Annotated in this window: 19 protein-coding genes; 12 read left to right on the top strand and 7 right to left on the bottom strand. The window is 45.6% G+C overall.

Annotation, left to right across the window (positions count from 1 at the left end; translation table 11 throughout):
* Window positions 1-13: 13 nt before the first annotated feature.
* From HMPREF6485_RS12605 to HMPREF6485_RS12575, 7 genes are all read right to left on the bottom strand, one after another.
* Window positions 14-1,159 carry a DUF6057 family protein gene (locus tag HMPREF6485_RS12605; RefSeq protein ID WP_004346970.1) on the bottom strand — a complete coding sequence of 382 codons (1,146 nt, stop codon included), beginning with the start codon at window positions 1,157-1,159 and terminating at the stop codon, window positions 14-16.
* 135 nt (window positions 1,160-1,294) lie between these two features.
* A complete protein-coding gene (locus tag HMPREF6485_RS12600; protein ID WP_004346967.1) occupies window positions 1,295-3,331 on the bottom strand; it encodes an alpha amylase C-terminal domain-containing protein in 2,037 nt (678 codons plus the stop codon).
* Window positions 3,328-3,771 carry a YhcH/YjgK/YiaL family protein gene (locus HMPREF6485_RS12595; RefSeq protein WP_004342514.1) on the bottom strand — a complete coding sequence of 148 codons (444 nt, stop codon included), beginning with the start codon at window positions 3,769-3,771 and terminating at the stop codon, window positions 3,328-3,330. Before HMPREF6485_RS12595 ends, HMPREF6485_RS12600 begins: the two co-directional genes overlap by 4 nt.
* Window positions 3,772-4,052: 281 nt before the next feature.
* The gene (locus HMPREF6485_RS12590) at window positions 4,053-5,171 is read right to left on the bottom strand and encodes a phosphatidylinositol-4-phosphate 5-kinase (RefSeq protein WP_004342512.1); all 1,119 of its coding nucleotides are present in this window, start codon (window positions 5,169-5,171) and stop codon (window positions 4,053-4,055) included.
* 168 nt (window positions 5,172-5,339) lie between these two features.
* Window positions 5,340-6,635 (bottom strand): NCS2 family permease, encoded by a 1,296-nt coding sequence (locus HMPREF6485_RS12585; protein WP_004346964.1) that lies wholly within the window; start codon window positions 6,633-6,635, stop codon window positions 5,340-5,342.
* Between the two features lie 239 nt (window positions 6,636-6,874).
* Window positions 6,875-7,615 (bottom strand): nucleoside-specific channel-forming Tsx family protein, encoded by a 741-nt coding sequence (locus HMPREF6485_RS12580; protein WP_004346963.1) that lies wholly within the window; start codon window positions 7,613-7,615, stop codon window positions 6,875-6,877.
* Window positions 7,616-7,859: 244 nt separating this feature from the next.
* On the bottom strand, window positions 7,860-9,164 hold the full coding sequence (locus HMPREF6485_RS12575) for a nucleobase:cation symporter-2 family protein (RefSeq protein WP_004346960.1): 1,305 nt from the start codon (window positions 9,162-9,164) through the stop codon (window positions 7,860-7,862).
* Between the two features lie 120 nt (window positions 9,165-9,284).
* Between HMPREF6485_RS12575 and HMPREF6485_RS12570 the strand changes: the two genes are divergently transcribed.
* The 12 genes from HMPREF6485_RS12570 (at window position 9,285) to HMPREF6485_RS12510 (ending at window position 23,799) form a co-directional block, all read left to right on the top strand.
* Window positions 9,285-10,484: a uracil-xanthine permease family protein gene (locus HMPREF6485_RS12570; RefSeq protein ID WP_004342504.1), complete on the top strand. Its 1,200-nt coding sequence runs from the start codon at window positions 9,285-9,287 to the stop codon at window positions 10,482-10,484.
* Window positions 10,485-11,178: 694 nt separating this feature from the next.
* The gene (locus HMPREF6485_RS12560; RefSeq protein WP_004346956.1) at window positions 11,179-12,729 is read left to right on the top strand and encodes a lipopolysaccharide biosynthesis protein; all 1,551 of its coding nucleotides are present in this window, start codon (window positions 11,179-11,181) and stop codon (window positions 12,727-12,729) included.
* 208 nt (window positions 12,730-12,937) lie between these two features.
* Window positions 12,938-13,558, top strand: coding sequence for an acyltransferase (locus HMPREF6485_RS13185; RefSeq protein WP_155814416.1), 621 nt, complete (start codon window positions 12,938-12,940; stop codon window positions 13,556-13,558).
* 11 nt (window positions 13,559-13,569) lie between these two features.
* Window positions 13,570-14,310, top strand: coding sequence for a glycosyltransferase family 32 protein (locus tag HMPREF6485_RS12550; RefSeq protein ID WP_044126122.1), 741 nt, complete (start codon window positions 13,570-13,572; stop codon window positions 14,308-14,310).
* 9 nt (window positions 14,311-14,319) lie between these two features.
* Window positions 14,320-15,396: an EpsG family protein gene (locus tag HMPREF6485_RS12545; RefSeq protein ID WP_004342497.1), complete on the top strand. Its 1,077-nt coding sequence runs from the start codon at window positions 14,320-14,322 to the stop codon at window positions 15,394-15,396.
* The gene (locus HMPREF6485_RS12540) at window positions 15,397-16,242 is read left to right on the top strand and encodes a glycosyltransferase (protein WP_004346949.1); all 846 of its coding nucleotides are present in this window, start codon (window positions 15,397-15,399) and stop codon (window positions 16,240-16,242) included.
* On the top strand, window positions 16,239-17,246 hold the full coding sequence (locus HMPREF6485_RS12535; RefSeq protein ID WP_004342495.1) for a polysaccharide pyruvyl transferase family protein: 1,008 nt from the start codon (window positions 16,239-16,241) through the stop codon (window positions 17,244-17,246). The genes HMPREF6485_RS12540 and HMPREF6485_RS12535 overlap by 4 nt, the downstream gene beginning before the upstream one ends.
* An 11-nt stretch (window positions 17,247-17,257) precedes the next feature.
* Window positions 17,258-18,433, top strand: a complete 1,176-nt coding sequence (locus HMPREF6485_RS12530; protein WP_004346947.1) for a glycosyltransferase — start codon at window positions 17,258-17,260, stop codon at window positions 18,431-18,433.
* Between the two features lie 15 nt (window positions 18,434-18,448).
* Window positions 18,449-19,219 (top strand): glycoside hydrolase family 16 protein, encoded by a 771-nt coding sequence (locus HMPREF6485_RS12525; protein WP_004346946.1) that lies wholly within the window; start codon window positions 18,449-18,451, stop codon window positions 19,217-19,219.
* 69 nt (window positions 19,220-19,288) lie between these two features.
* Window positions 19,289-20,008: a WecB/TagA/CpsF family glycosyltransferase gene (locus tag HMPREF6485_RS12520; RefSeq protein ID WP_004346944.1), complete on the top strand. Its 720-nt coding sequence runs from the start codon at window positions 19,289-19,291 to the stop codon at window positions 20,006-20,008.
* Between the two features lie 6 nt (window positions 20,009-20,014).
* Window positions 20,015-20,764: a WecB/TagA/CpsF family glycosyltransferase gene (locus tag HMPREF6485_RS12515; protein WP_004346942.1), complete on the top strand. Its 750-nt coding sequence runs from the start codon at window positions 20,015-20,017 to the stop codon at window positions 20,762-20,764.
* Between the two features lie 554 nt (window positions 20,765-21,318).
* Window positions 21,319-23,799 carry a cellulase family glycosylhydrolase gene (locus HMPREF6485_RS12510; protein ID WP_004346941.1) on the top strand — a complete coding sequence of 827 codons (2,481 nt, stop codon included), beginning with the start codon at window positions 21,319-21,321 and terminating at the stop codon, window positions 23,797-23,799.
* Window positions 23,800-24,043 lie beyond the last annotated feature (244 nt).

The following is a 24,043-nucleotide window of genomic DNA, read 5'->3' as shown; positions in this document are numbered from 1 at the left end:
ATTTTTGAATGTTTTAGCGGCCGTACTGCCAGTAATACCAATAGGTGTTGCCATAGGTTGCACGCAGTGCCGTTTGGCGTTCCCGCTTGTCGGGAAACTTGCGTTCGAGGGCCTGATAATCCTGAAAATCAGCATCCATCACGTTGTTGTGATAGACCAATCGCGGAGTCGAACGGGTGTGGGTGTAGAGTGTGAGGGCCTCACGATAGTGCTTGGGAAGCAGACTGTCTACCTTGTAATAGCGGCCCACGGTCGAGACAAACCCGTCGAGGTCTTTGTCGAGCAGGCAGGCCGTAAGCAGATAGTCGGCCGCAGGCCGGCGGGCAAGGTGGTGGCGCTCAAGGAAGTGCAGATAGCCGATGGTGGACATGGGGCGCATGGGACGCTTACCCACGTAGCAATAGAAACTGTCGGCAGGGAGCATGGCCAACCGCACGGCGTGTCCGTCGGGCTGCAAGGCAGTGCTGCCGCCGGTGACAGGTTTCTCAAACATGCGCTCGCCGAGCGTCCCCATGCGCGAGAGGGCCATCGCCCGCAGACAGGTGAGCACAGTGTCGGGGGCGGCTATCCGCGAACAGGCATCAAGGGCCTCCTCATGGTGACCTTCGGCCAGCAATCGTTCGGCACACAACTGTTCGTGGAACACATCATCGTGGTTGCTTATGCCCACCGTGAAAGCAAACTGCAAGAGCAATAGCAGCATGTTCTCCCACATCATTTGCGAGTACCACCGGTCTTGACTGATATCGATGTGCAGGTTGAGAATGCCGTGGCAGAAAAACAACACCCCTGCATAGACGACCAAAGACAGGGGAAACGCCCACATCCAGAAACCGAAAGAAAGGTCGCCGGCTCCATCGGTTTGTCCCCCTGCAAGCAGGGCCAGAAGAAGCAGCGAAGGGAAATAGACGAGGGCATGGAAGCGGGCACGCAGCTTCAACACGGCCCGCACACCCACACTGAGCAGCGTGAGTGCCAGCGTGATGACCACTGCACCCACAATGCGGTTGTAGGTCGTAGCCCCCCGGGAGAGCACATGTTGGGTGTAGGCTATCAAGTCGGTCTGATAGTCGTAGACGAAGAGGAAGGTGAAAACCACAAAAACAATAGCACAGGCCATCCTCATGGCAGCTGTGCTATTCTTGATATTAAAAGTCATTGGCTTCAAGGCGCGTCTGAAGAAGAATACGTGCCGCTAAGTTTGTTGAATGTCGTGCGAGGCAGATCTGCCGCGGGTTGTCTTCTCCCCACGGCCGACCTTTTCTCCATGCCCCGCACAAGAGGAATACTAAGTTCAGTTTTTTCTCAACACGAGTGCACTGCGTGCAGGCAGATAGAGCTTGAGCCACTCCTTGCGGTCGGCCACATAGAGCGGATCGAAGTTGGTGAGATGCACCACCGAGTCGTCGTTGAAGCCGTTGCCGCCAAAGCACTTGTTGTCGGTATCGAGCACCACCTCGTAGCTGCCCGTGGGCACAAGGAATCCATAGTCGGTGAAGGAGCGCACGGGCGAGAAGTTGAACACAAATATCAGGTCGCCACGCATGAAGGCCAGCACCTGGTCGCCGTCGTCGTGCCAAATCTCCTGTACGGGCGTGTTGTTGAAGTTGCGCTGGCTCTTGATGACGCTCAGCATTTCGCGATCGAAGTCGCCGAGCCAGTGATAGCACAACTCCTTGTTGTCGACAAGGTTCCATTGGCGGCGTGCATACTTGTAGCTCCAGCCGTTGCCCTCGCGGGGGAAGTCAATCCATTCGGGGTGTCCGAATTCGTTGCCCATGAAGTTGAGATAGCCGCCGTTGATGGCCGCCGCCGTCACGAGCCTTATCATCTTGTGCAAGGCTATGCCCCGGCGGGCCGGCTCGTTCTCGTCGCCCTTGCGGAAATGCCAGTACATGTCGGCATCGATGAGACGGAAGATAATGGTCTTGTCGCCCACCAACGCCTGGTCATGGCTCTCGCAATAGGAGATGGTGCGCTCGTCGGCACGGCGGTTTTTCACCTCCCAGAAAATGCTGCTGGGCTTCCATTGCTCGTCGGGCAGTTCCTTGATGATCTTGATCCAATAGTCGGGTATGTTCATCGCCATGCGGTAGTCGAAGCCGTAGCCGCCGTCTTCGAAACGGGCAGCCAGTCCGGGCATCCCGCTCACCTCCTCGGCGATGGTGATGGCGTTGGGATTCACCTCATGGATGAGCTTGTTGGCCAACGTGAGATAGCAGATGGCATTGTCGTCTTGATGGCCGTTGAAATAGTCGCCGTAGTTCGTGAAAGCCTCCCCCAACCCATGACTGTAATAGAGCATGGAAGTGACACCGTCGAAGCGGAAACCGTCGAAGTGGAACTCGTCCAACCAATACTTGCAGTTGGAGAGCAGGAAGTGTACCACCTCGTTTTTGCCGTAGTCGAAACAGAGCGAGTCCCAGGCCGGATGCTCGTGGCGGTCGCCGGGATAGAAGAACTGGTTGGGGTCGCCGGCCAGATTGCCCAGTCCCTCCACCTCGTTTTTCACGGCATGGGAGTGTACGATGTCCATAATCACGGCCACGCCCTTTCTGTGCGCTTCGTCAATCAGCTCCTTGAGTTCTTCGGGCGTTCCGAAGCGACTTGACGCCGCGAAGAAACTGCTCACATGATAGCCGAAGGAACCGTAGTAAGGATGTTCCTGAATGGCCATAATCTGAATGCAGTTGTAGCCGTCCTTGATAATGCGGGGCAACACATTCTCACGGAACTCACGATAGCTGCCCACCTTCTCGGCATCCTGCCCCATGCCGATGTGGCATTCGTAGATGAGCAGCGGTGTGCGCTTGGGCTTGAAGGAAGTCTTCTTCCAGACGTATGGTCTCTCGGGATTCCACACCTGTGCGGAGAATATCTTGGTCTCCTCGTCCTGCACCACGCGGCGCGTCCAAGCAGGTATGCGCTCGCCCTCGCCACCGTTCCAGCGCACGCGCATCTTGTAGAGGTCGCCGTGTTTAAGGGCTTTTTCGGAGAGTTTCAACTCCCAGTTTCCGGTGCCTTCGATACGGTGGGCGCGATAGCGGTCGTTCTCTTTCCAGTCGTTGAAGTCGCCCACCAGATAGAGGTCGGTGGCATTGGGTGCCCACTCGCGGAACACCCACCCCCTTGAGAGTTTGTGCAGGCCGTAGTAGGCATGGCCATTGGCGAAGTCGCTCAGTTTCATCTTGCCGCCATTCGTGAGTTGGTCGAGTTTCCACAAGGCATGCTCGTGGCGACCGCGGATAGCGTCTTCAAACGGTTCCAGATAGGGATCGTGGGCCACGATTCCTATGTGCTGGGGGGTAGTCTCCTTTCTCATTGTTTTCATGCTTTGACTTTAAAGATTGCTTTCAATATGTCGCCCTCGCCGATGCAGGGCTGGTGGCCGTCTTGGGGCCAGAAGATGGCAAACTCTCCCGGCCGGCATTTCACAAGCGTCTCGGCCTTGGCACCGGGATATTTCGTCACGTCTTTCTCCTCGTTGTAGTCGGCCTCTGGCAGACGGGCCAGCGGCGTGTACCCGTAGGCTTCACAGGCGTTGAGGGGAATCTGAATATCGAGCATGCGGCGATGGGTCTCAAACACGGCTTCGCCCTCGCTCTTGGCGTGTGCCACCTGTATGTTGACGAAGAGGTCGTTGTCTTTGATGACATGTTTCCCCGGCTCAAGCCGGGCCAAGTCGTTCTCGCGGATGAACTTCACCACTTCGGGAAACAGCGGGTTGAGGGAAACATACTTTTCTAAATTGTCTAATGTGTCTACAACCATAATGATTTCTTATTTTTAGTTATTTAATTTATAGGTGATAGGTGGTGGGTGTTAGGTGGTGAATGACGAGCCGGAAGTGTGAGCCCTACAGACTCGACGAGATTTCTTGTTCAGCCTCAAAACTTAGGGGGCTTGGCCAGCTGGGGAGTAACTTGTTCCGTGTTGCTTGTTCAGCCCCCACCTCCTAATTTAGGGGGCTTATCCTGCTAACTTAGAGGGCTTTAGACGGCCTTTGTCCCGCAAGGCACTCCCCTCCTTCGGAGGGGCCGGGGGAGGCTTCTTCAATCCTCAAACCTCCTGCCGTTTTCATAAGTCCCTCGTGCCGTGATTTTCCCGTTGCGGTCTTTTTCGACAAACTTCCCTTCGCGGCGGTCGTTCACATAGGAGCCCTCAAAACGCTTTCCGTCTTTGCTCTCCTCTATGGCAGCCCCGTTACGCTTTCCGCCACGGTAGACACCCTTAAACTTGCTGCCGTCAGCATAGTGGATGATCACCTCTCCTTCCACCTTCCCATCCTTGAAGTTACCCTCAAATATGTCACCGTTGTGCTTGGTCAGCTTGCCCAACCCGTTCTGTCGGTCGTTTTTCCACAACCCCACGTAGGAGTCACCGTTTTTCCACGTCAGTGTCCCTTGACCGTCTTTCATCCCTTCTTGGAAGTGGCCGGTGTATTTGTCGCCGTTGGCGTAGCGGAAGATGCCCAGTCCCGTGCGCTCGCCTTGTGCGTAGTCGCCCTCGTAGACATCCCCGTTACGGAACTTGTAGATACCTTTGCCGTTCTGTATGTCGTCGCGCCAGTCACCCACGTAGACATCGCCGTCGGCATATTTGTTGGTGCCCTTGCCCGAGCGTTGGTTGTTGGCCCATTGGCCGTCGTAGGTAGTGCCGTCGCCCCAGTCGAAGAAGCCCTTGCCGTTTTTCATGTCGTCGAGCCACTGGCCGCGGTAGTAGGCTCCATTGGAAAAAGTGTAGGTGCCTTTGCCCTGCCGCTTGTCCTGAAACCACTCACCGTCGTAGCGGTCGCCATTGTAGTAGTACATCACCCCGTGCCCCTGCTGATAGTCGCGGAACCACAGGCCCACATACTTGTTGTTGTTCATGAAATAATAAGTGCCCTTGCCGTGCTGCTGGTCTTGAAACCACTGCCCTTCATATTTCTCTCCGTCGGAAAAAGTGTAGATGCCGTAGCCCTCCCGCCGGCCTTTCACGTATTCTCCCTCGTAGGTGTCGCCGTTGGCAAATACGGTGTTGCCCTTACCGTTGGGCTTACCTGACACCATTTCGCCCTTGTATTGCCCCCCGTCACGCGTGGTACACGAGCCGAGAGTGATCTTTTGCGCCATCGCGCAGATGGGCAGGAATACAAGAGAAAGGGACAATATGGTCTGTTTGATATTCATCGTTTGTCAATATGATTTTCTATAATATTTTCGGTTTGCAGCCGACAAACTGCCGGCATAACAACATAAACACCTCAAAATTAGGAAAATATCGGGTAACAGCAAAATTGTTTTAGAAATATTAAGTTTTCAGGGGTTGCAAATGCGGGCTTGGAGATTTTAAAAGGGTTAATCAAAAATGAAATTGAGGATGAACAGCACGGAGAGCACAAGCAGTGTGATGTTGACTTCCTTCCACTTGCCCAGACACAGTTTCATGATGACATAACTCAGGATGCCAAGACAAATGCCATCGGCTATGCTGTAGCAGAGCACCATCGTGATCATGGTGATGAAGGCAGGGAAAGCCTCACTGATGTGGCTGAGGTCGATTTTCTTCACCGAGTCGATCATCAGCACACCCACCAACACGAGGGCTCCGCTTGTGGCGGCACTGGGAATGAGCAGGAACAACGGTGAGAGAAAAAGTGAAACGAGGAAAAACAGCCCCACAACAAGGGAAGTGAGTCCGCTGCGTCCTCCCTCGGCAATGCCGGATGCACTCTCCACGTAGGTGGTGATGGTGGACGAACCGAGCAGTGCTCCCACGGTGGTGCCGATGGCATCGCTGGTCATCGCTTCTTTCACACGGGGGATGGTACCGTCGGGCTTCACAATGCCGGTCTTCTCGGCCAGTCCCACGAGAGTGCCCACGGTGTCGAAGATGTTGATAAGCAGCAGGGAGAACACTACAAGGAACATCTTAAGAGTGAACAACCCCGTGAAGTCGAACTTGCAGAAGATGGGCTCCGGCGAATGGGGGGCGGAAACAGGCAGCCATCCGCTCTCCACCTGCGTCACGCCCATCGGGATGCCGATGAGCGTGGTGATGATGATGCTGAAAAAGAGAGCACCCTTCACCTTGCGGGCCATGAGTACACCGCTCAACAGAATGCCGATGATGCCGAGAATGGCCGGTGGCGTGAACTTGCCCAAGCCGACGATGGTGGCGGGATTGGCCACAATGATTTCGGCGTTTTTCAGTCCGATGAAAGCAATGAACATACCGATGCCGGCCGAGATGGCATAGCGCAGATTGGTGGGGATGCTGTCGAGAATCATCTCGCGCACATTGAAGAATGTGATGATGATGAAGATGATGCCTTCCACAAGCAGGGCAGCCAGCGACTGCTGCCACGTGAGCTCCATCGCCTGACACATCGTGAAAGCGAAAAAAGCGTTCAGCCCCATGCTCGGTGCTTGGGCAAACGGCAGTTTGGCCATAACGGCCAGCAGAATGGTGGCAATGGCCGAGGCCAAAGCCGTGCTGGTGAAAAGGGCCGCCTTGTCCATGCCGGTGGTGGAAAGGATGGACGGGTTGACGGCGAGAATGTAACACATGGTGAGGAAGGTGGTGGCACCGGCAATCACCTCGGTGCGCATCTTCATGGTGGTGGCGTTGAAGCCGAAAAGTTTTTGAAGCATAGTTTTTTTAAAGGAGTTAAAGGGAGTTAAGACAACAGCTTTTTTCTTGTGATCTTGTCTTCTTTCATCTTGATTTAATACATGGACATAACGTGTATGACGTTAAAGTAAGACTTAGTTGGAATATTCGAGGAAGGAGAAAGTTTTTATAGCTTTGCACGTTGGAAATAAGACTGTTATCTTAACTCCTAACGAACGAAGTGAGTGCTCACTTCTAAACTCCTCGTAACTTCGTAAAGTTAGAATGTCCACTTTGCTGCAATGGTGGGAATGAAATAGAAGCGGTTGTGCTCACCCTTGTCGTTCCACACGAAATTGTTGGAGAGTTCCCACTCCGTACCCACGCTGAGATTGATCTTCTCCCAACCCTTAAACTTGTTGAGGTTCCACCAGAACTGGGGTTCGGAAATCACAATCCACTTGCCGTTGGCCGACGGGTCGTACCAAAGGTCGCAAAAGCCGCTGAACGTGCAGAAGCCTTTGGCAAATTGGATGCCCCACACCTCGGTGAGCTGAAACCCGTTGAAAGGCCGGGCACCATAGTGGCGGTTCTTGAAGTAATACTTCCACAGAGCCTGTACGGAGAAAGTGCGCGAGAAGTCAGCCGAATGCCAATTCCACGCACCACCGGCGAGCACGGCATGTTGGAATCGGGTGGCATTCCAAGTGTCCTCATCGCTGTTCAGTCCGCCGTTATATTCCACATGGAATGCCCATTGCTTGTTTTTCGTGACATTAAACTCACGGGCGATTTCCCAATAGGCTCCGGCCACGCCGTCGCGCTGGTAGTCAATGTCGGTGAACAGATAGGTGCTGCCCCATGTGTCGGGCTTGAACATCTCCACGGTAGTGGTCACGCTCGGCCGGTTGCCGAGGTCGTTGTAGAGCGAATGTCCGAGGTCGTAGTGCAACTGCACGTTTTGGGCCGGTGCAGCCATTGTTGTTGCCACGAGGGCAAGGGTTGAGAAAAAATGTTTCATACGTTTAAATTATTGTTTATTGCTTATCAGGGAGTTAAAGGGAGTTAAGGAGTGAGCACTCGCTTCGCTCGTTAGGAGTTAAGACAACAGCCTCTACTCTTGTGTATGGATAGAAATGCCCCTCTTCGCTTCTTTACCTTATTCTTATTAAACAACAAATTGCTTTTCGGAAATTCGACTATTGTCTTAACTCCTAACGAGCGAAGCGAGTGCTCACTCCTTAACTCCCTTAATTCCTATCTTATTATTCCTTCAGTCTTATCACCACATTGGTCACTATCGCCGTGAGTCCGCCTGTGGTGATGCCGCTGGCAAAGATGTTGCGCAGTGTTTCAGGCAACTGAGAGAGGATCTCGGGTTGCAGTTCCACGCCGAGTCCGGTGGCAAAACTGAGGGCGATGACGAGCGTGGCCTTGCGGTCGATGTCGTGGGAGGCGATAATGCGCACCCCCGCTGCTGCCACCGTGCCGAACATCAACAGGGTGGCTCCACCGAGCACGGCAGTGGGAATGAGCGAGAATGCCACACCCACGGCAGGGAACAGACCGAGCAGCACGAGGAATCCGGCCACATAGTAGCCCACATAACGACTGGCCACGCCCGTGAGTTGTATCATACCGTTGTTTTGGGCGAAGATGGAGTTGGGGAAAGCACAAAGCAGTCCCGACATGATGGAGTTGCATCCGTCGCCGAGCACACCGGCTTGGGCACGTTTGATAAAGATGTCACCCTCAACGGGCTCGCCCGAAATCATCGAATTGGCCGTGATGTCGCCGTAGGCTTCGATGGCCGTAATCATGAAGATGAGGCCAAGGGCGATGATGCCCGAGATGTCAAACTTGAGTCCGTATTTGAGCGGTACGGGAATATTCACGCCTCCGAAACTTGACACCGAGTCGAGATTGACCATCCCCATGAAACAAGCGGCCACGAATCCTACAACCAGTCCTATAAATATAGACCCCATACGCAGGAAGCGGTTGCCGCTGCACTGGAAGATGAGAATGGTCACGATGACCAAGCCTGCCAAGGCCAGATGGGGCAGACTGCCAAACGTTCCGTCTGTCCGGGCGGCTGCTCCTCCGCCACATGCGGTGATACCCACTTTGAGAAGGCAAAGACCGATGAGCGTCACCACGATGCCCGACACAAGCGGGGTGATGATGCGGCGGGTGTATTTCAACAGCCGGCTGATAACCACCTCTACAAGTGCCGCCATAATACAGCAACCGAAAATCATGGGAAGTCCGCCTATGGCACCAATGGTGATGATGGGGCCGATGAAGGAAAAACTCGTACCCTCAATGCAAAGCATCCCCGTCCCCACAGGCCCCACGCGGCGGCACTGTACGAAAGTGGCGATACCTGACGCGAAAAACGCCATCGACACGAGGAAAGCCGTCGTGGAGGCATCAAAGTTCAAGGCACTGGAGATGATGAGGGGAGGTGTGGCGATGGCGACAAGAATGGCCATCAAATGCTGAAAACCGGCAAAGAGAGATTCCTTCACGGGCGGCCTGTCATGAAGACCGTAGATGAGTTCTTGCATTTTAAGTATTTAAGAGTTAGATTCGATTACAGGTTGCAAAAGTACACATTTTATGGCAAAAAGTTATTGATTATTGATTTTTTTTGTTAATTTCGCACTCAATTTAGATCAACAAAACCAATGGATACAGAAAATCTCTCGTTATCGAAGAAAACCATCGTGGGGGTGCAATTCCTTTTCGTGGCTTTCGGCGCCACGGTGCTCGTGCCCCTGCTCGTCGGCATCAACCCCTCCACCGCCCTCTTCACGGCCGGTCTGGGCACGTTCATCTTCCATTTTGTCACCAAAGGACGAGTGCCTATCTTCCTCGGCAGTTCGTTTGCCTTCATTGCCCCCATCATTGCAGCCACACAACAGTGGGGACTGCCCGGTGCGCTGGCCGGACTGGTGGGCGTGTCGCTCGTCTACTTCGTGATGAGTGCCATCGTGAAATGGCAGGGCCGCAAGTTTCTCGACCGTGTGTTTCCACCTGTGGTCATAGGTCCCGTCATCATCCTTATCGGCCTGTCACTCTCGGGGAGTGCCGTCAACATGGCCAAAACTCACTGGCTTCTGGCCTGCGTCTCGCTCGTCACAGCCATTCTTGTGCTCACGTTCGCCAAGGGACTGATGAAGCTCGTACCCGTGATTTGCGGTATTGTGGCAGGCTATATTGCGGCCGTCATCCTCGGTCTGGTCGACTTCTCGGGAGTGGTAGCAGCCCCGTGGTTCACCAATCCTGTCAGCCTCGACACCATCACCCATTTCCAGTGGGCACCTTTTTTATATATGATACCCGTGGCCATCGCCCCCGTGATAGAACACATCGGCGATGTCTATGTGGTGAGTGCCGTAGCCGGCAAAGATTTCGTCAAAGACCCCGGACTCCACCGCACGATGCTCGGCGACGGGTTGGCCTGTCTGGCTTCGGCCTTCCTCGGCGGCCCTCCGGAGACCACCTACTCGGAAGTCACCGGTGCCATGTCCATCACCAAGGTCACCAGCCCTGCCGTCATCCGCATTTCAGCCGTTACGGCCATCGTTTTTTCCGTCATCGGCAAACTGAGTGCCCTACTCCAGTCCATTCCACAAGCCGTTTTAGGCGGCATCATGCTGCTGCTTTTCGGTACGATAGCCAGTGTGGGCGTACAGAATCTTATCCATCATAAAGTGGACATGAACGAGACACGCAACGTGATTATCATCTCCGTCACACTCACAATGGGCATTGGCGGTGCCGTGCTCTCTGCCGGCGACTTCGCCATGTCAGGCATCGGCCTCTCTGCCATCATCGGTGTGGTGCTCAACTTATTGCTGCCCCAGCCCAAACGCACCTCTTAAGAAGATTAGGGGGACACCATATTTATTCGGTATTCCCCCTTCCTTCCAAACAAAAGAACGCAAAACTGGGATATTTATGCCCTTTTTATTCTTTTATTCTTTGATTTCCCTCTAAAAGAATATTTGAGAGGGGCATTTTCTTCCTTTCCTTTTGGTGTTATCGCCAAAAATTCCTACCTTTGCACCGCATTGTAAATACAACATTTCTGCGAGATGTATAAGGGTGACAGACAGCAAAAAAAGGAAAATTCCTCTAAAACGGTATTTGCATCACGGGCTACCTGCTTGACAGTTAAAAGTCCGCTTACCTCCCTCTCTGTCTTTCTTGGTCCATCTCACATGCGGGAACGTAGCACCCCCCCGACGCCTATCCTATATCTCTACTGATGTGGATTATCCAAATGGCAGCTTCCTACTGTGTATACATAGTGGGAGGAGGTCGTTTTAGTTGCTGTCTATTCCTCTGATATTTATGATGATTCATTACCAGCTTCTGTTTTTCACAGATTTTAGTAGAATTGTTAATGTGCTTCTTGAATACTTTAAGAGTTCTTATGCCTGCAAGAACTTGGAAATACTGCCCCATATAGACCATCCACGTCTGTCATTCATTATTCAAATTTATAATACTTCTTCTGTACCTTTTTTACGATAACTTTATTGCATAATAACAGAAAGAATAAAAGGATATCAAATGAAAATTCAGGATAACAATTCAGCTGTCAACAACAAACGAATTATAAAAAACACACTATTTCTTTACATTAGAATGCTATTTCTAATGTTCATATCTTTATATACCTCGCGAGTCGTCTTAGATAATTTAGGCATTTTGGATTTTGGAATATATAATATAGTTGGAGGATTTGCCACTATGTTTATATTCTTTAGATCATCTTTAGCAAATGTTACCCAAAGATATTTAAGTATAGAATTGGGGAAACATGATGAAAAGGCTGCAAAAGACATTTTTTGTATACATCAATCCGTATATATCATTGTTAGCATACTGGTTTTGGTAGTCGGAGAAATTCTTGGTACTTGGTTTATATATTATAAAATGAATATTCCTGCAGAAAGATTATCTGCTGCTTTTTGGGTGTTCCAATTTACACTATTTTCTCTTTGCACTACAATTCTCAGTGTTGTATATGAGGCGGTGATAATAGCAAGGGAAGAGATGAAAATATACTCGTATGTGGGTATATTTGAAGGTCTGACTAAATTAGGTATAGCAATGATCATATCTGTTGTAACATACGATAAACTCATAGTCTATTCTTTTTTACTTGTTATGGTCGCAATTGGTATACGCTTCTTTTATTCTATCTATTGCAAGCGTAGGTATAAAGAGTGTGTTTATAAGTGGATATGGAATAGGGATAAGATAAAAGAATGTTCGTCTATGATTGGTTGGAATACAATGGGCACCTTAATTTACACGATAAATGATCAAGGCATAAATATTCTTTTAAACTTATTTTTCGGCCCTATTATAAATGCTGCAAGAGGAATCGCGTTTCAGATAAACCAAGCTGTGAATAACTTTGGAACTAACTTCTATATTTCAGTTCGTCCACAAATAGTTAAATTATACGCTACAAAGGATTTTAATCATCTATTTAAGTTGTTTTTCTCAAGCTCTAAATTATCTGTTTATCTTCTTTGGATTATATGCCTTCCCCTTTGCTTGTCCATTGATACCATATTGCATTTGTGGCTAAAAGAAGTACCTGCTTATACTAACGTATTTACAATTCTTATTCTTATCTACTCTATTGTTGATGTCTTAAATAATCCTATATGGTCTTTGGCATTAGCAATAGGCAAACTAAAAAATTACATATTGATTGGAAGCTCTGTGCTTTTATTCATTTTCCCTATTTCGTATGTTTTTCTAAAATTAGGTTCTACCCCTCAAACAGTTTTTGTTGTAAGCATTATTATAAGATGCGCCTATATATATGTCGTATTATTCTTCATTAAAAAAGAAATCAATTTCTCTTTAAACTCGTATTTTTATGAAGTGCTCTTTCCCGCAATAATTGTTATAGGCATATCAGGAGGAGGGTGTTATTGGCTCAATTCAGGCTTCAACAATTCTATTCCACAACGTGCTTTTATTACAATAGCAACCATCTTGATAACTGCTATAACAATATGGACACTTGGACTGAAAGGAACGGAGAGACAAAAGATCAAGTCGATATTCTATGATAAGATTCAAAGAAACAAACATGAATAGGTTTCTGAAAGGTATTGAACGGCAATATGTCAAATATGTTGAAAGGTTACCATACATTAACTGGTTCAACCCCATTATCACATTTTACCTCAATTTGAGAAGTTTCCCTCTCAATCAGGCAATTAGATTTCCGGTTTTCGTTTATGGATGGCCTAAACTATTTTCATTATACGGGACAATGGAATGTCAAGGGAAGTGTATAATGGGAATGATTAAATTTAACCAAACAAATCCTGAAGCACCATCTAATCCCGGATCTAATACGGCTTTAGCAAATTGGGGGAAAATTATTTTTCATGGAGAATGTCTGATATACACTTCTAATAAAATAAATGTAAGTAGACATGGAATTTTAGAATTTGGCGAAAGAACTATGGTAATGCATCATTGTAATATAGCTGCTTATTCTAAGGTTGAGATAGGCAATCAATCATGGATAACCCACAGGTGTCAAGTAATGGATACTAATTTCCATTATATAGCAGATTTTAATAATAAGGTTATAGAAAAAATTGCACGGCCAATCAAGATTGGCGCATATTGTTGGATTTGTAATACTACGACAATTTGTGCAGGTTCCGTCATACCGGACAAGACCATCGTTGCAAGCAATAGTCTTGTAAACAAAGATATGTCAAACATACCCGAGGAGACTATTATTGGAGGAATACCAGCTAAAATCATCTCAACCGGAGTACGTAAAGTAGACAATATAAGTTTAATAAAAAAACTACAAGTTTTTTTCATGCAGAATCCAGAGGAAGCCATCTTTAAATTAGATAAGAATATCAGCCATTCTATTTGTAATATTGTAAATAGCAATAGGTAAACATAATCAATATGATTCCAAAGATAATACATTATTGCTGGCTTAGTGACGATCCTATACCGGCAAGTTTAAACAGATACATGTCTACATGGAAAAGGATTCTTCCTGACTATGAATTCATGAAATGGGATTTCAACCGTTTTCCACGGGGTAAATCAAAGTGGGTAGATCAAGCTTTCGATAACAAAAAATATGCTTTTGCAGCTGATTATATCAGGCTCTACGCTTTATATAACTATGGAGGAATCTATTTGGATATGGACGTGGAAGTGTTAAAATCTTATGATCCTTTCCTTTGTTTGTCATCTATGGTATGTTATGAAGCTAATGGTACAACAATAGAGGCAGCAACCATAGGATCAGAAAAAGGCAGTGAATGGGTGAAGAAATGCCTTGATTATTATCAAGACAGAGACTTTGTTACAGAGAAAGGTGTGCTTTCTATGAAACCAATTCCACAAATAATGCGAGACATTCTAAATCAGAACTATAAACTGTCAAGTGTGGGGAATATTGAAGATGCACTGTCTCTGACTCAAGAAATTCCTGTTTTTTCTTCCGATTTCTTTAGTCCCAAATCTTATTCTTCTGGAAAGGTGAAAACTACTAAGAATACATATTCCATTCACCAATTTTCAGGAACTTGGCTACCTTGGTATGTTGGTATGGAAAAAAAAACATGTAAGTTTCTGCATATCCGTTATCATGATATCCTTAACAGAGTCTTCTTTACAAAAACTTTTTGGAAATAAGAGTATTTTATGTTGTTTTATTGGTTTATATTTTTGCTAATTGCGACAATAGCGCTTTACTATAGAGACAAAAAGGTAGCCTTTTATTTTATTGCTTTATTACTAATGGTCATGGGAGTAATAAGAGCCAGGACCGTTGGGAGCGATTTAAATGGAGGATATTGGAGTGAGTATATAGCAATGGGAGAAAATCCTGCTTCTTGGGGCATCGTTATGCATCAATTTGAGAAAGGTTTCTCTTGGATAATGGCAAAATTCAAGTTCAACATCTCCAAAGACCCCCTGATATTTTTCCACACACTTTTCTTTATCACATTCTTAAATTATTTGATTTTCATATATAGAGAAAGTAAATATAAATGGTTATCATTAGTTTTTATGATGGCTTTTGCATATTACTTCCAATTATATAATGGCATGCGACAAGAATTTTGTTATTCCATCATTCTTCTTGCATTATCTTTCTACATTCTGAGAAGACAGAAATACTTATGTTTTATATTAGTTGTAATAGTAGTGTCATTTCTTTTCCACAAAAGCATGATTCTGATGCTATTGCTAATTGTTTTACATCATTTCTACACAAAGTTCACAACTAAATTTATGATTATGGCGATAGTCATATCAAGTGCCACAAGTCTCACGTTAGCTCGATTCGCATCAGAACAAATGTCTCTATTATCAATCTATTTGGATGACGGCACATCCAATTTCTCAAATTACATGCAGAACACAAGTTTAATGGGCCAATATTCACAGATTTCCAATTTACTAAACTCGCTATTTTGCATATATACAGTTTACACCTATAGATATAAAAAAAATTTCTTCTTGGCGTGTTATGTTTTTGGGATTATACTTCTCAATATTTTAACCCCAATTAATTGGATCTTCCAAAGAATAGCTTATCCTTTTATGTTCTACCGAATAATAACTTATGCAGATTTGTGGTATGACATTCCAAAGAAAAATGAAAAAATACTATTTAGATTTGCAGTTATTCTTCTTGCTATCATAATGTTTCAAAATAGACTCATTGCTGATAATTACCAAGATGTTGTTCCATATATTAGTGTGTTTTTCTAAATGCTTTTATCTATAATAGTTACTTCACAAGATAGGCCAAAGGAACTAAAACGTTACTTTGAGACTATTAACAAACAAAAGAATATCAATTTCTCCAACCTACAAATTATATTTGTAGACCAAGGTGACAATAAAAGTATATATGACAATTTAAGCCAAAGTATTATCCGAAAATATGTAAAATACCACAAATGTGGCTTGTCGGAAGCAAGAAATCAAGGCCTTAAATTTGTCATTGGTGATGTTGTTGCTTTTGGGGATGATGACTCATGGTATGATGATGACACATTATCGAAAGTGCTTGACTTATTTGAAAAAAGAAACATAGACGGTGTTGGGACTGCCATAAAAAATGAATCAGATGTGCCATATAACAAATATCCTCAAGAAATAAAAAAACTAACATATTTGAACCATTATGGTCTTTCCTCAGCATCCATATTTCTAAAATATGACTCTTCTGTCTCTTTTGATGTAAATATTGGCGTGGGGTCTAAATTTAATCTTTTAAGTGGGGAAGAGACCGATTATCTTTGGACATATATGGAGCGCCATCCAAACTTCGTGATAGAGTTTCATCCTGAGATAACGGTAAGACACCCTGTCTTACAAAAGCAAAATTTCAACAACTATTTGGATAAATGCTATTACTATGCAAGGGGCTTCGGATATATCATGAAGAAGCACTCTCTTCCTGCTACATTTATAATACAAAATTTCCTCCGACCTTTTATGGGAATATTCGTGTATCTTATGGTTAACAACTTTAGATGCAGAAAATCATATTACATTTTGAAAGGCCGGATGGAAGGTTACTTATACAATATAAAGAATTTAGATAAATGAAAACGATCGGACTTTTTACAGGTGTTTATTTTAATAACATAGGAAACGCCTTTATCGATTTTGGTGCAGAAGAAAGTATAAAAGCAGCTATTAACGATGACTTTAAGATCGTGAAATTAAGTCAATGTCCTTTCTTTGCTTCTTCTATGGGGCCTGGGTTTGCTCTAAAAGAAAATAAGCTGATTCATTGGTTATGGGTAAAAGTAATGTCCAAATATGCTAAAAGACTTCATGACAGAACTTATTCGGCAATCAGTCCTAAAGAGGTATTTAACTTGATAGATTTGACTCCGCTTGATTATTTAGTAATCCCCGGATGTGATCTGACTGTACCCTTTATCAAAATTTTTGGAGAGGTCATAAAAAATATTTCGATTCGTGGCACAAAAATCATTTTTTTAGGAGCATCTGGTAACTTTTACACGGATTATGAAGTTAATATGGTCAAAAGATATTTAGAAGAGATTAGGCCATACGCTATTATGACAAGAGATCCCGAAGCTTTCAAGCACTATAAGGCGATGGCAGAACATACATATAATGGTATTGACAATGTCTTTTTTGTTAATAGACTGAACATCCCCAAAGTAAAAACAACCAAAACTCCATACATCGTATTAAATTTTGACGAGCCAAAGCACAATTCTATCAGAAAGGAGTTAGAAGCAAGGTTTAAGGATAGGAATATTATTTATACAAACCACAAACCATATCCCTACTCCAATATAAAAAAGATGGTAGACAAAGGGATTATGTGCTCTGACCAACCTTTAGATTATCTCTTCGTATATGCCAATGCAGAAGAGGTCTATTCCGATAGGGTACATGCCTGTATTCCGACTCTGTCTTTTGGGAATAAATGCAGATTGTACTCTGATAGCCCTCGCATCGCATTGTTTGAGAACGTAGACCTATATGATATCCAGAAGGAACTTACCCAAATAGACAATTTGCAATCAAGACAAGAAAAGCAGATTGAGTTTCTCAAAAATATCCTTATTTAAGAATAGGTTAAATGAATATACTGTTTTTTTATAGGATATATCCTGAATTCGGCGGAGTTGAAGTTGTTACCACCATTCTTTCAAATCGTTTTGTTCAAGATGGTTGTAATGTTGTCATAGCATCAATAGAGCAACCCCATTTAGAGATTATAGAACAGCTTGATCATAGGATAAAGTTAGTTAAGTTAGACTATCCTGTTATAAGTTTCAAAAATATAAAGAGACTGAACAAAATAATAGTAGACAATAAGATTGATATTGTCATCAATCAATGGGGACTACCCTATAAATCAACTGTACTATGCAATGCTGCTATCAAAGGTACAAAATGTAAACTTATATCGGTGTTGCATGGCTCACCTTATACTTCTAAAGTTCTATTGAAGGCTAAGGCGAATTATGAAAACAAAAACCTTTTGTTGAAGCCAATATTTTATACAAAATATAAAATAATTGATAAAGTCATCAGATATTCTATAAAATACAATGTAAAGCACACTCAAAAGTATGTGCTCTTGTCGCATAGTTTTATCAAGCCACTAATGAACTATGCTCATTTAAAAGACGATTCTAATATTACAGCTATTGGAAATCCTATAACTATAGAGGTGAAAGAAGAGCTGATAGATGTTGGAAAAAAGAAAAAACAGTTACTTTATGTAGGCCGTATGGATCTGACAAATAAAAATGTAGATAGAATCGTTAAAGCTTGGGAAGATATTTGGAGAAAGCACCTTGATTGGGAGCTAATATTAGTAGGAGACGGCCCTGATAAAGAAGCATTGATGAATTATACCAGCGATCATCAAATTGGAAACATTCGTTTTGAAGGTTTCCAAAAAGAACCTCCCATAAAGTATTATGCCAATGCTGCCGTATTTTTGTTAACTTCGGATCTTGAAGGGTTCGGGTTGGTAGTCATCGAAAGTATGAGTTATGGAGCTGTACCCATCGTATATGGCAGTTATGAGGCAATTTATGATATCATAGAAAATGGCAAATCGGGATTTATCATATCACAACCTTTCTCTCCCCAAGAATTAGAGCAAAAAATAGAATTACTGATTAGTAATGATGATATGAGGGAAAAAATGGGGCACAACGCAATAGAAAGAGCCAAAATATTTAAACTTGACTCAATTATAGAACACTGGTACACACTGTTCAAGGAGGTTGCTAAAAATTAGTTAGTTTGCCATTTAATGAAGAAAACGTTATATCTGCTAATATTTGTGTATATCAGCCTGCTTGTAAATGCACGACATATTATACCATCAAAAACAGAAGGAATAAAAACAAATGAGTGGGAATTGCATTGGCATGATGAATTTAATAAGAAATCTACTATCATCAATAAATGGAATACAGAAAATGGTTCACCAGCGCACATTCTCAGCAGTAGATGGCATGAAAATATTGAAGTGAGAGGTGGCCATTTACAGATCAAAAATATAAAACAAAATAAGGGTGGGAAAAATTGGACCACCGGAAGTATAACTTCCAAGCAAAAATTTAAATATGGATATTTCGAATGCAGGATTAAAATGTCTAAAGCCACGGGAGTCAATAATGCCTTTTGGCTATATTGCACCAATCCTTCACAAAAAAGCAATCATTGTTTTGAAATAGACATAACAGAAGGTCACTATCCAAATGAATCGTATAATAATATCCATGATTTGGGGATAAAGGAAAAAAGATGTAACAATCAGCTTTCTCAAAAGCATCTTGTTTCACCTAATATTTATGGTGCTTATCATAGGTATGGACTTGAATGGAATAAAGATACTATCACTTTCTTTATAGACGGGAAAATGGTTCGTACAGAACCTAATTTGTTCTGCCACGATGAAGGGTACATCGTTTTAGGTACTTCAGTGCTCAAATGGGCTGGTGAAATCACACCATCGATTGATGGGACAAGTATGAGTGTAGACTATGTAAGAGTTTTCAAAAAACATAAAGGAGAATAACTTTCTTATATGACAAGTTTGTAGAAAGCAAATGATTTTATAAAAACACGTTCACTTATACACCAAAAGATGAAATATCCCATTTTAGTCAAAAAATTGATTAAGACAGATTTTCTAACGACGGATGAACTCTGTTCAAATAAAGGAAAACTCTACACTTTCCTCAATCCTGTGTCCTACCTTGATGCGTTAAGAAACAAGAAATTGTTTGCCGATTTTAACGGCATATTTGCCGACGGCGGATTGCTGGTGAAAGCCATCAAGATACTGTATGGCACGAGCGTGGAGAGGCGAAGTTTTGATATGACCTCTATGGCTCCCCTACTGTTTGAGTACGCATCGTCACACCACCAAAATATTGCCATTGTAGCCACCAAACAGGAACCATTAGAAAAAGCTATTCAGACGCTTAGGCAGAAATATCCGAAACTGAATATCTCCTATTACCGCAATGGCTATTTTGCCGATGAAAAGGAAATGGAAGACGAGGCTCGTAAACTTGCAGAAATGAATCCGGACTTTCTCATTGTGGGTATGGGCATCATCATACAGGAGAGATTCTTGCTCAAAGTGAAACAAGCAGGTTTTCAGGGCATCGGATTCACCTGTGGTGGATTTATCCACCAAACGGCAGAAAACAAGGCCGATTATTATCCTCAATGGATTAACGACTATGGTCTGCGCTTTCTCTATCGCATGTATAAGGAACCGCACACCCGTAAACGTTATGCAAAAGCAGCTTTCGTTTTTCCCATTAAGTTTATATGGGAAAAATTCACAGCCAAATGACCGGTCTTGGAAAAGATAGAAATACTTAACATCCATATTCTCTCCATCCACACACGGGAACTGTTAGAGAATTTGCATGAAGGGGTATTAGTTACTCCTAATCTTGATCATCTTGTAAAACTACAAGAAGACAGATTATTTTATGAAGCATACAAGAAGGCCGATTGGATCATCTGTGACAGCCAGATATTATACTTTCTTTCCAACATCCTTGAACATCCTTTCCACAAGGCCATTGCCGGTAGCAGTTTTTTTCGTGATTTTTATGAGTTTCACAAAGATGATGATGATTGCAGGATCTTTATTCTTGGAGGTAGGCAAGGAGTTGCCGAAATGGCAATGGGGCATATCAACAAACGCTTAGGAAAAAGGCGAATAGTTGGTACACACTCCCCATCTTTCCATATAAATGAAGCCGAAAGCCACACTATAGCGGATATTATCAACCGCACTGGGGCTAATGTTGTATTAGTAGGGCTGGGAGCTCCCAAACAAGAAAAATGGATATTCCGCTATAAACACCTAATGCCAAATGTCAAAATATGGATGGCTTTAGGTGCTACTATCGACTTTGAGGCAGGGACACTTAAAAGGGCTCCCGCCTTTTGTAGAAAGATAGGGATGGAATGGTTTTATAGATTTCTCTTGGAGCCTCGACGCCTTTTCAGACGCTACTTCATTGATGACATAAAGTTTTTCTATTATTTTGCCCGACAGCTTCTTGGAATATACAAAAATCCGTGGAGAGATAAATAGAATATACTCTCTATTTTGTTGTTTCATTTATTTGCTGTCGTTGCTGTCTTTTTCGGCATAAGTAGATATAAAACAGGCAGTTATGAATGACAGGAAACTATGGAGTGCTGTCATTTTGCTGTCAGATGTGAGAGCGGGAGTACACGAGAGAAATGAGAATGGGAGAAATCTTCTCAAACACACTCCTTATGTATAATTTTGATTCCTCGGTATGATCTTCATTTATCATTTATGATTTTCACCCTCCATATATACTCGACATTCTCCACATAATCTTCATGAAATAATCCTGAATAGATAAGGCAACAACAGCAGGCAATACTTATGGCGTAGGTTGGAAAAGAAATTCCGGCCTACGCCTTTTTTCATGTCAGAAAAACAACAAAATACCATGACAAGAAAACAACAAAAAACTTTGTGACACCAATCATAGGCGACACGCAAATGCGAAAATGATAGCTGAAGGAAAGTTTTCGTTACAATGGGCAACGCCATTGACAAAAATTAAGAATAAATTTGCGGCGATATAATAACCCAAATTTAATTTGATTTTGATGAAAAACTTTCTACTTGCGATGGCCGTGGCGGTGATGCCATTCGGGGCCTTCGCGCAGTTTGGAGTCGTGGCTCCACTGCATGTGAATGGTAACCAGCTCAACGACGAGCATGGCAACAAGGTGGTGCTTCACGGGGTGATGGATACGCCTAACCCCTATTTCAACCACTACAGATGGGGACAACAGTGTACAGATGCCACCGTGCCGGCTTGCATCGACTATTTTGAAAAGGTGTTTGCCGGCATCGCCAATCCTGCAAAGGGCACCTATTGCAACATCTTCCGCTTGCATTTGGATCCATGTTGGACCAACGATCCCGCCAAGCCCAAGACGGGCAGCGAACAGGGAGAAGCTAATATCTCGCGGTTCAGTTCCACCCGCTTACAGAAGTATCTCAACACGCTCTACTGGCCTATCGCCCAAAAGGCTTTGAACCACGGACTCTATGTGGTGATGCGTCCACCGGGCGTGTGCCCTAAAGACCTGCGCGTGGGCGATGCCTACCAACAATACTTGAAAACGGTGTGGCGCATTGTCTCGGCTCATGCCGGCGTGAAAAAACATGCCGGTGTGGTGTCACTCGAACTGGCCAATGAACCCGTCCATGTGTATGGAACTAACGGTCAGAGTTCGCCCCGGGCACTCCACGACTACTTCCAACCCATCGTCGACGTTATCCGGGCCAACGGATTCAAGGGCATCATTTGGATTCCCGGAACGGGTTATCAGTCACAATATCAGAGCTATGCCACCCACCCCATCAGCGACGACAATTACGGATATGCCGTGCATGTGTATCCGGGATGGTATGGTGCAAGCGACAAGAGCTATGACCATCAGGCTTTCATCCGTAACTTCAAGGCACAAGTGCCTGTGGTGACATCAAAGCCCATTCTCGTGTCTGAAATAGACTGGAGTCCGGAAAAGCCGGGAGCCGGGAAATACAATGAGTTCGGCCAGTGGGTACCCGCCAACCTCGGCACATGGGGGACGGCTACCACAAGCAAGTGGGGCAACGCATGGAAAGCCGTGAAAGACCACTACGGCAACATCAGCATGACGCTCACCAGCACCGACGACTATCTCGATGTGGATCAATACTTGAAAGACGGTCGGGTGACAGATGCTTTCGGTGGCAACACGGAGGCGTGTGCCAAGACTTGCTTCTACTGGTATTACGAGTATTCCAAGAAAGACTTTGCCGTGAGAAGCGGTGGCACATCCCCCACTCTGCCACCTGCCAACAACAATACAGGTGGCAATCTCATCAAGCCGTGGCCGGTACAGAGCGATATAGTGCCGGCCGGCTGGACAGTGGTTGACAATGGAATCGAATGTAGTGAGGGAACCACACAAAACGGGCCACGCCTGATGCAGTTTGCTGCCGGTGGTGAATTCGCGCATGGTTTCTATGTCAGGGAGGTCAGTGCGTCGAAGGCCGGCTACATAGAGTATGGTGGCAAAAACGGATATCTGCTGCCGCTCGCTTTCGGTGAATACGAACTCACCTGCAATGCGATAGCCTGGACGGGAGAACCGTGGCTCAAATGTGAGGTGTTCGACCCCACAGGTGACATTCTGGCTTCAACCATTGTGGCTGTCCGGCCCAATATCGTGCGTAACCGCAATGCCCGCATCACGGGGAGCACACGCATAGGCCTGAGTTTCTATTCGATGCAGAAAGGCAACTACCGTGTGCGATTTACGCCCGTGGCCGACCGGCAGGGCAATGGCGGTGAATGGCGCGAGGTCGTCATCGGCAACATCGCACTTCACTCCAAGGGCAATCCTCTTGCTTTCGACAAGGGCGGCGAAGTGCCGGAGGGATGGACCGTTGTGGATGCCGACCGCAAGGCAACCACCGGTTCGGCCGGTTCCGGTCCACGCACATTCAGCTTTAGCGGAGGCGGAGATATTTCCACCGGACTCTACATTCGCCAGAGCGATGCCACCAAAGGCGGCTATGCCGAGTATGGCACTACTCCCGGTTACGGGCTGTCGCTCAAAGCCGGACACTACACCCTCTCCTATCATGCCGTGGCATGGGCCGGTTCGCCTTTTGTCAAGTGTGAAGTGCTTGACAGAAGCAATCGCGTGCTGGGGTCGCAAGTCATCAGTTGCGACAAGAGTGTGGAGAAAAACCTTTCGGCATCGACAGCGGCGAGCAGTCGCGGCGTGGTACACTTCCACGCGCCCTCTACGGACTACTATCATTTCCGATGGACACCCGTGGCCGACCGGCAGGGCAATCCCGGCACTTGGTTGGAGGTGGTGTTCGGACACATCAAGATACAGCAGGGTGCGATGCAGGCCAAAGCAACCTCTTCGGCCAATGACGAAACAACAGCACTGAAGGCTGCACAGCTGTCAACGGGCACATCGACCAATGATGTCTGGTACAACCTGCAAGGGCAGCGCGTTGTACGGCCCGTAAAAGGACTGTACATACACAAAGGCAGGAAAGTATTGGTGAAATAAACTAACCGAAGATACTGGAAATGTCTTGCCGGAATGTAGGGGGCAATGATTGATGTCCACCTACACGCCCGGCAAGACATTTGTCGTGTCTTTCCGAGACCGGTGCAGAATACCGGCACCCTCTGTGCATAGGTGGCGCACAGGAGGGGCGACAGAGTAGCGCGAATGGTGCAGAGCCCATGCACCACCCTCTTTGCAGCGCACTCTTTTGGCTTCTTGTATGTTTAAGGGGAGCTTCTCTTAC

The sequence above is a fragment of the Segatella buccae ATCC 33574 genome (genome assembly GCF_000184945.1).
GTDB lineage: Bacteria > Bacteroidota > Bacteroidia > Bacteroidales > Bacteroidaceae > Prevotella > Prevotella buccae.
The sequence above is the reverse complement of the archived record's forward strand: the minus strand, read 5'-3'. Positions and strand labels throughout refer to the sequence as shown.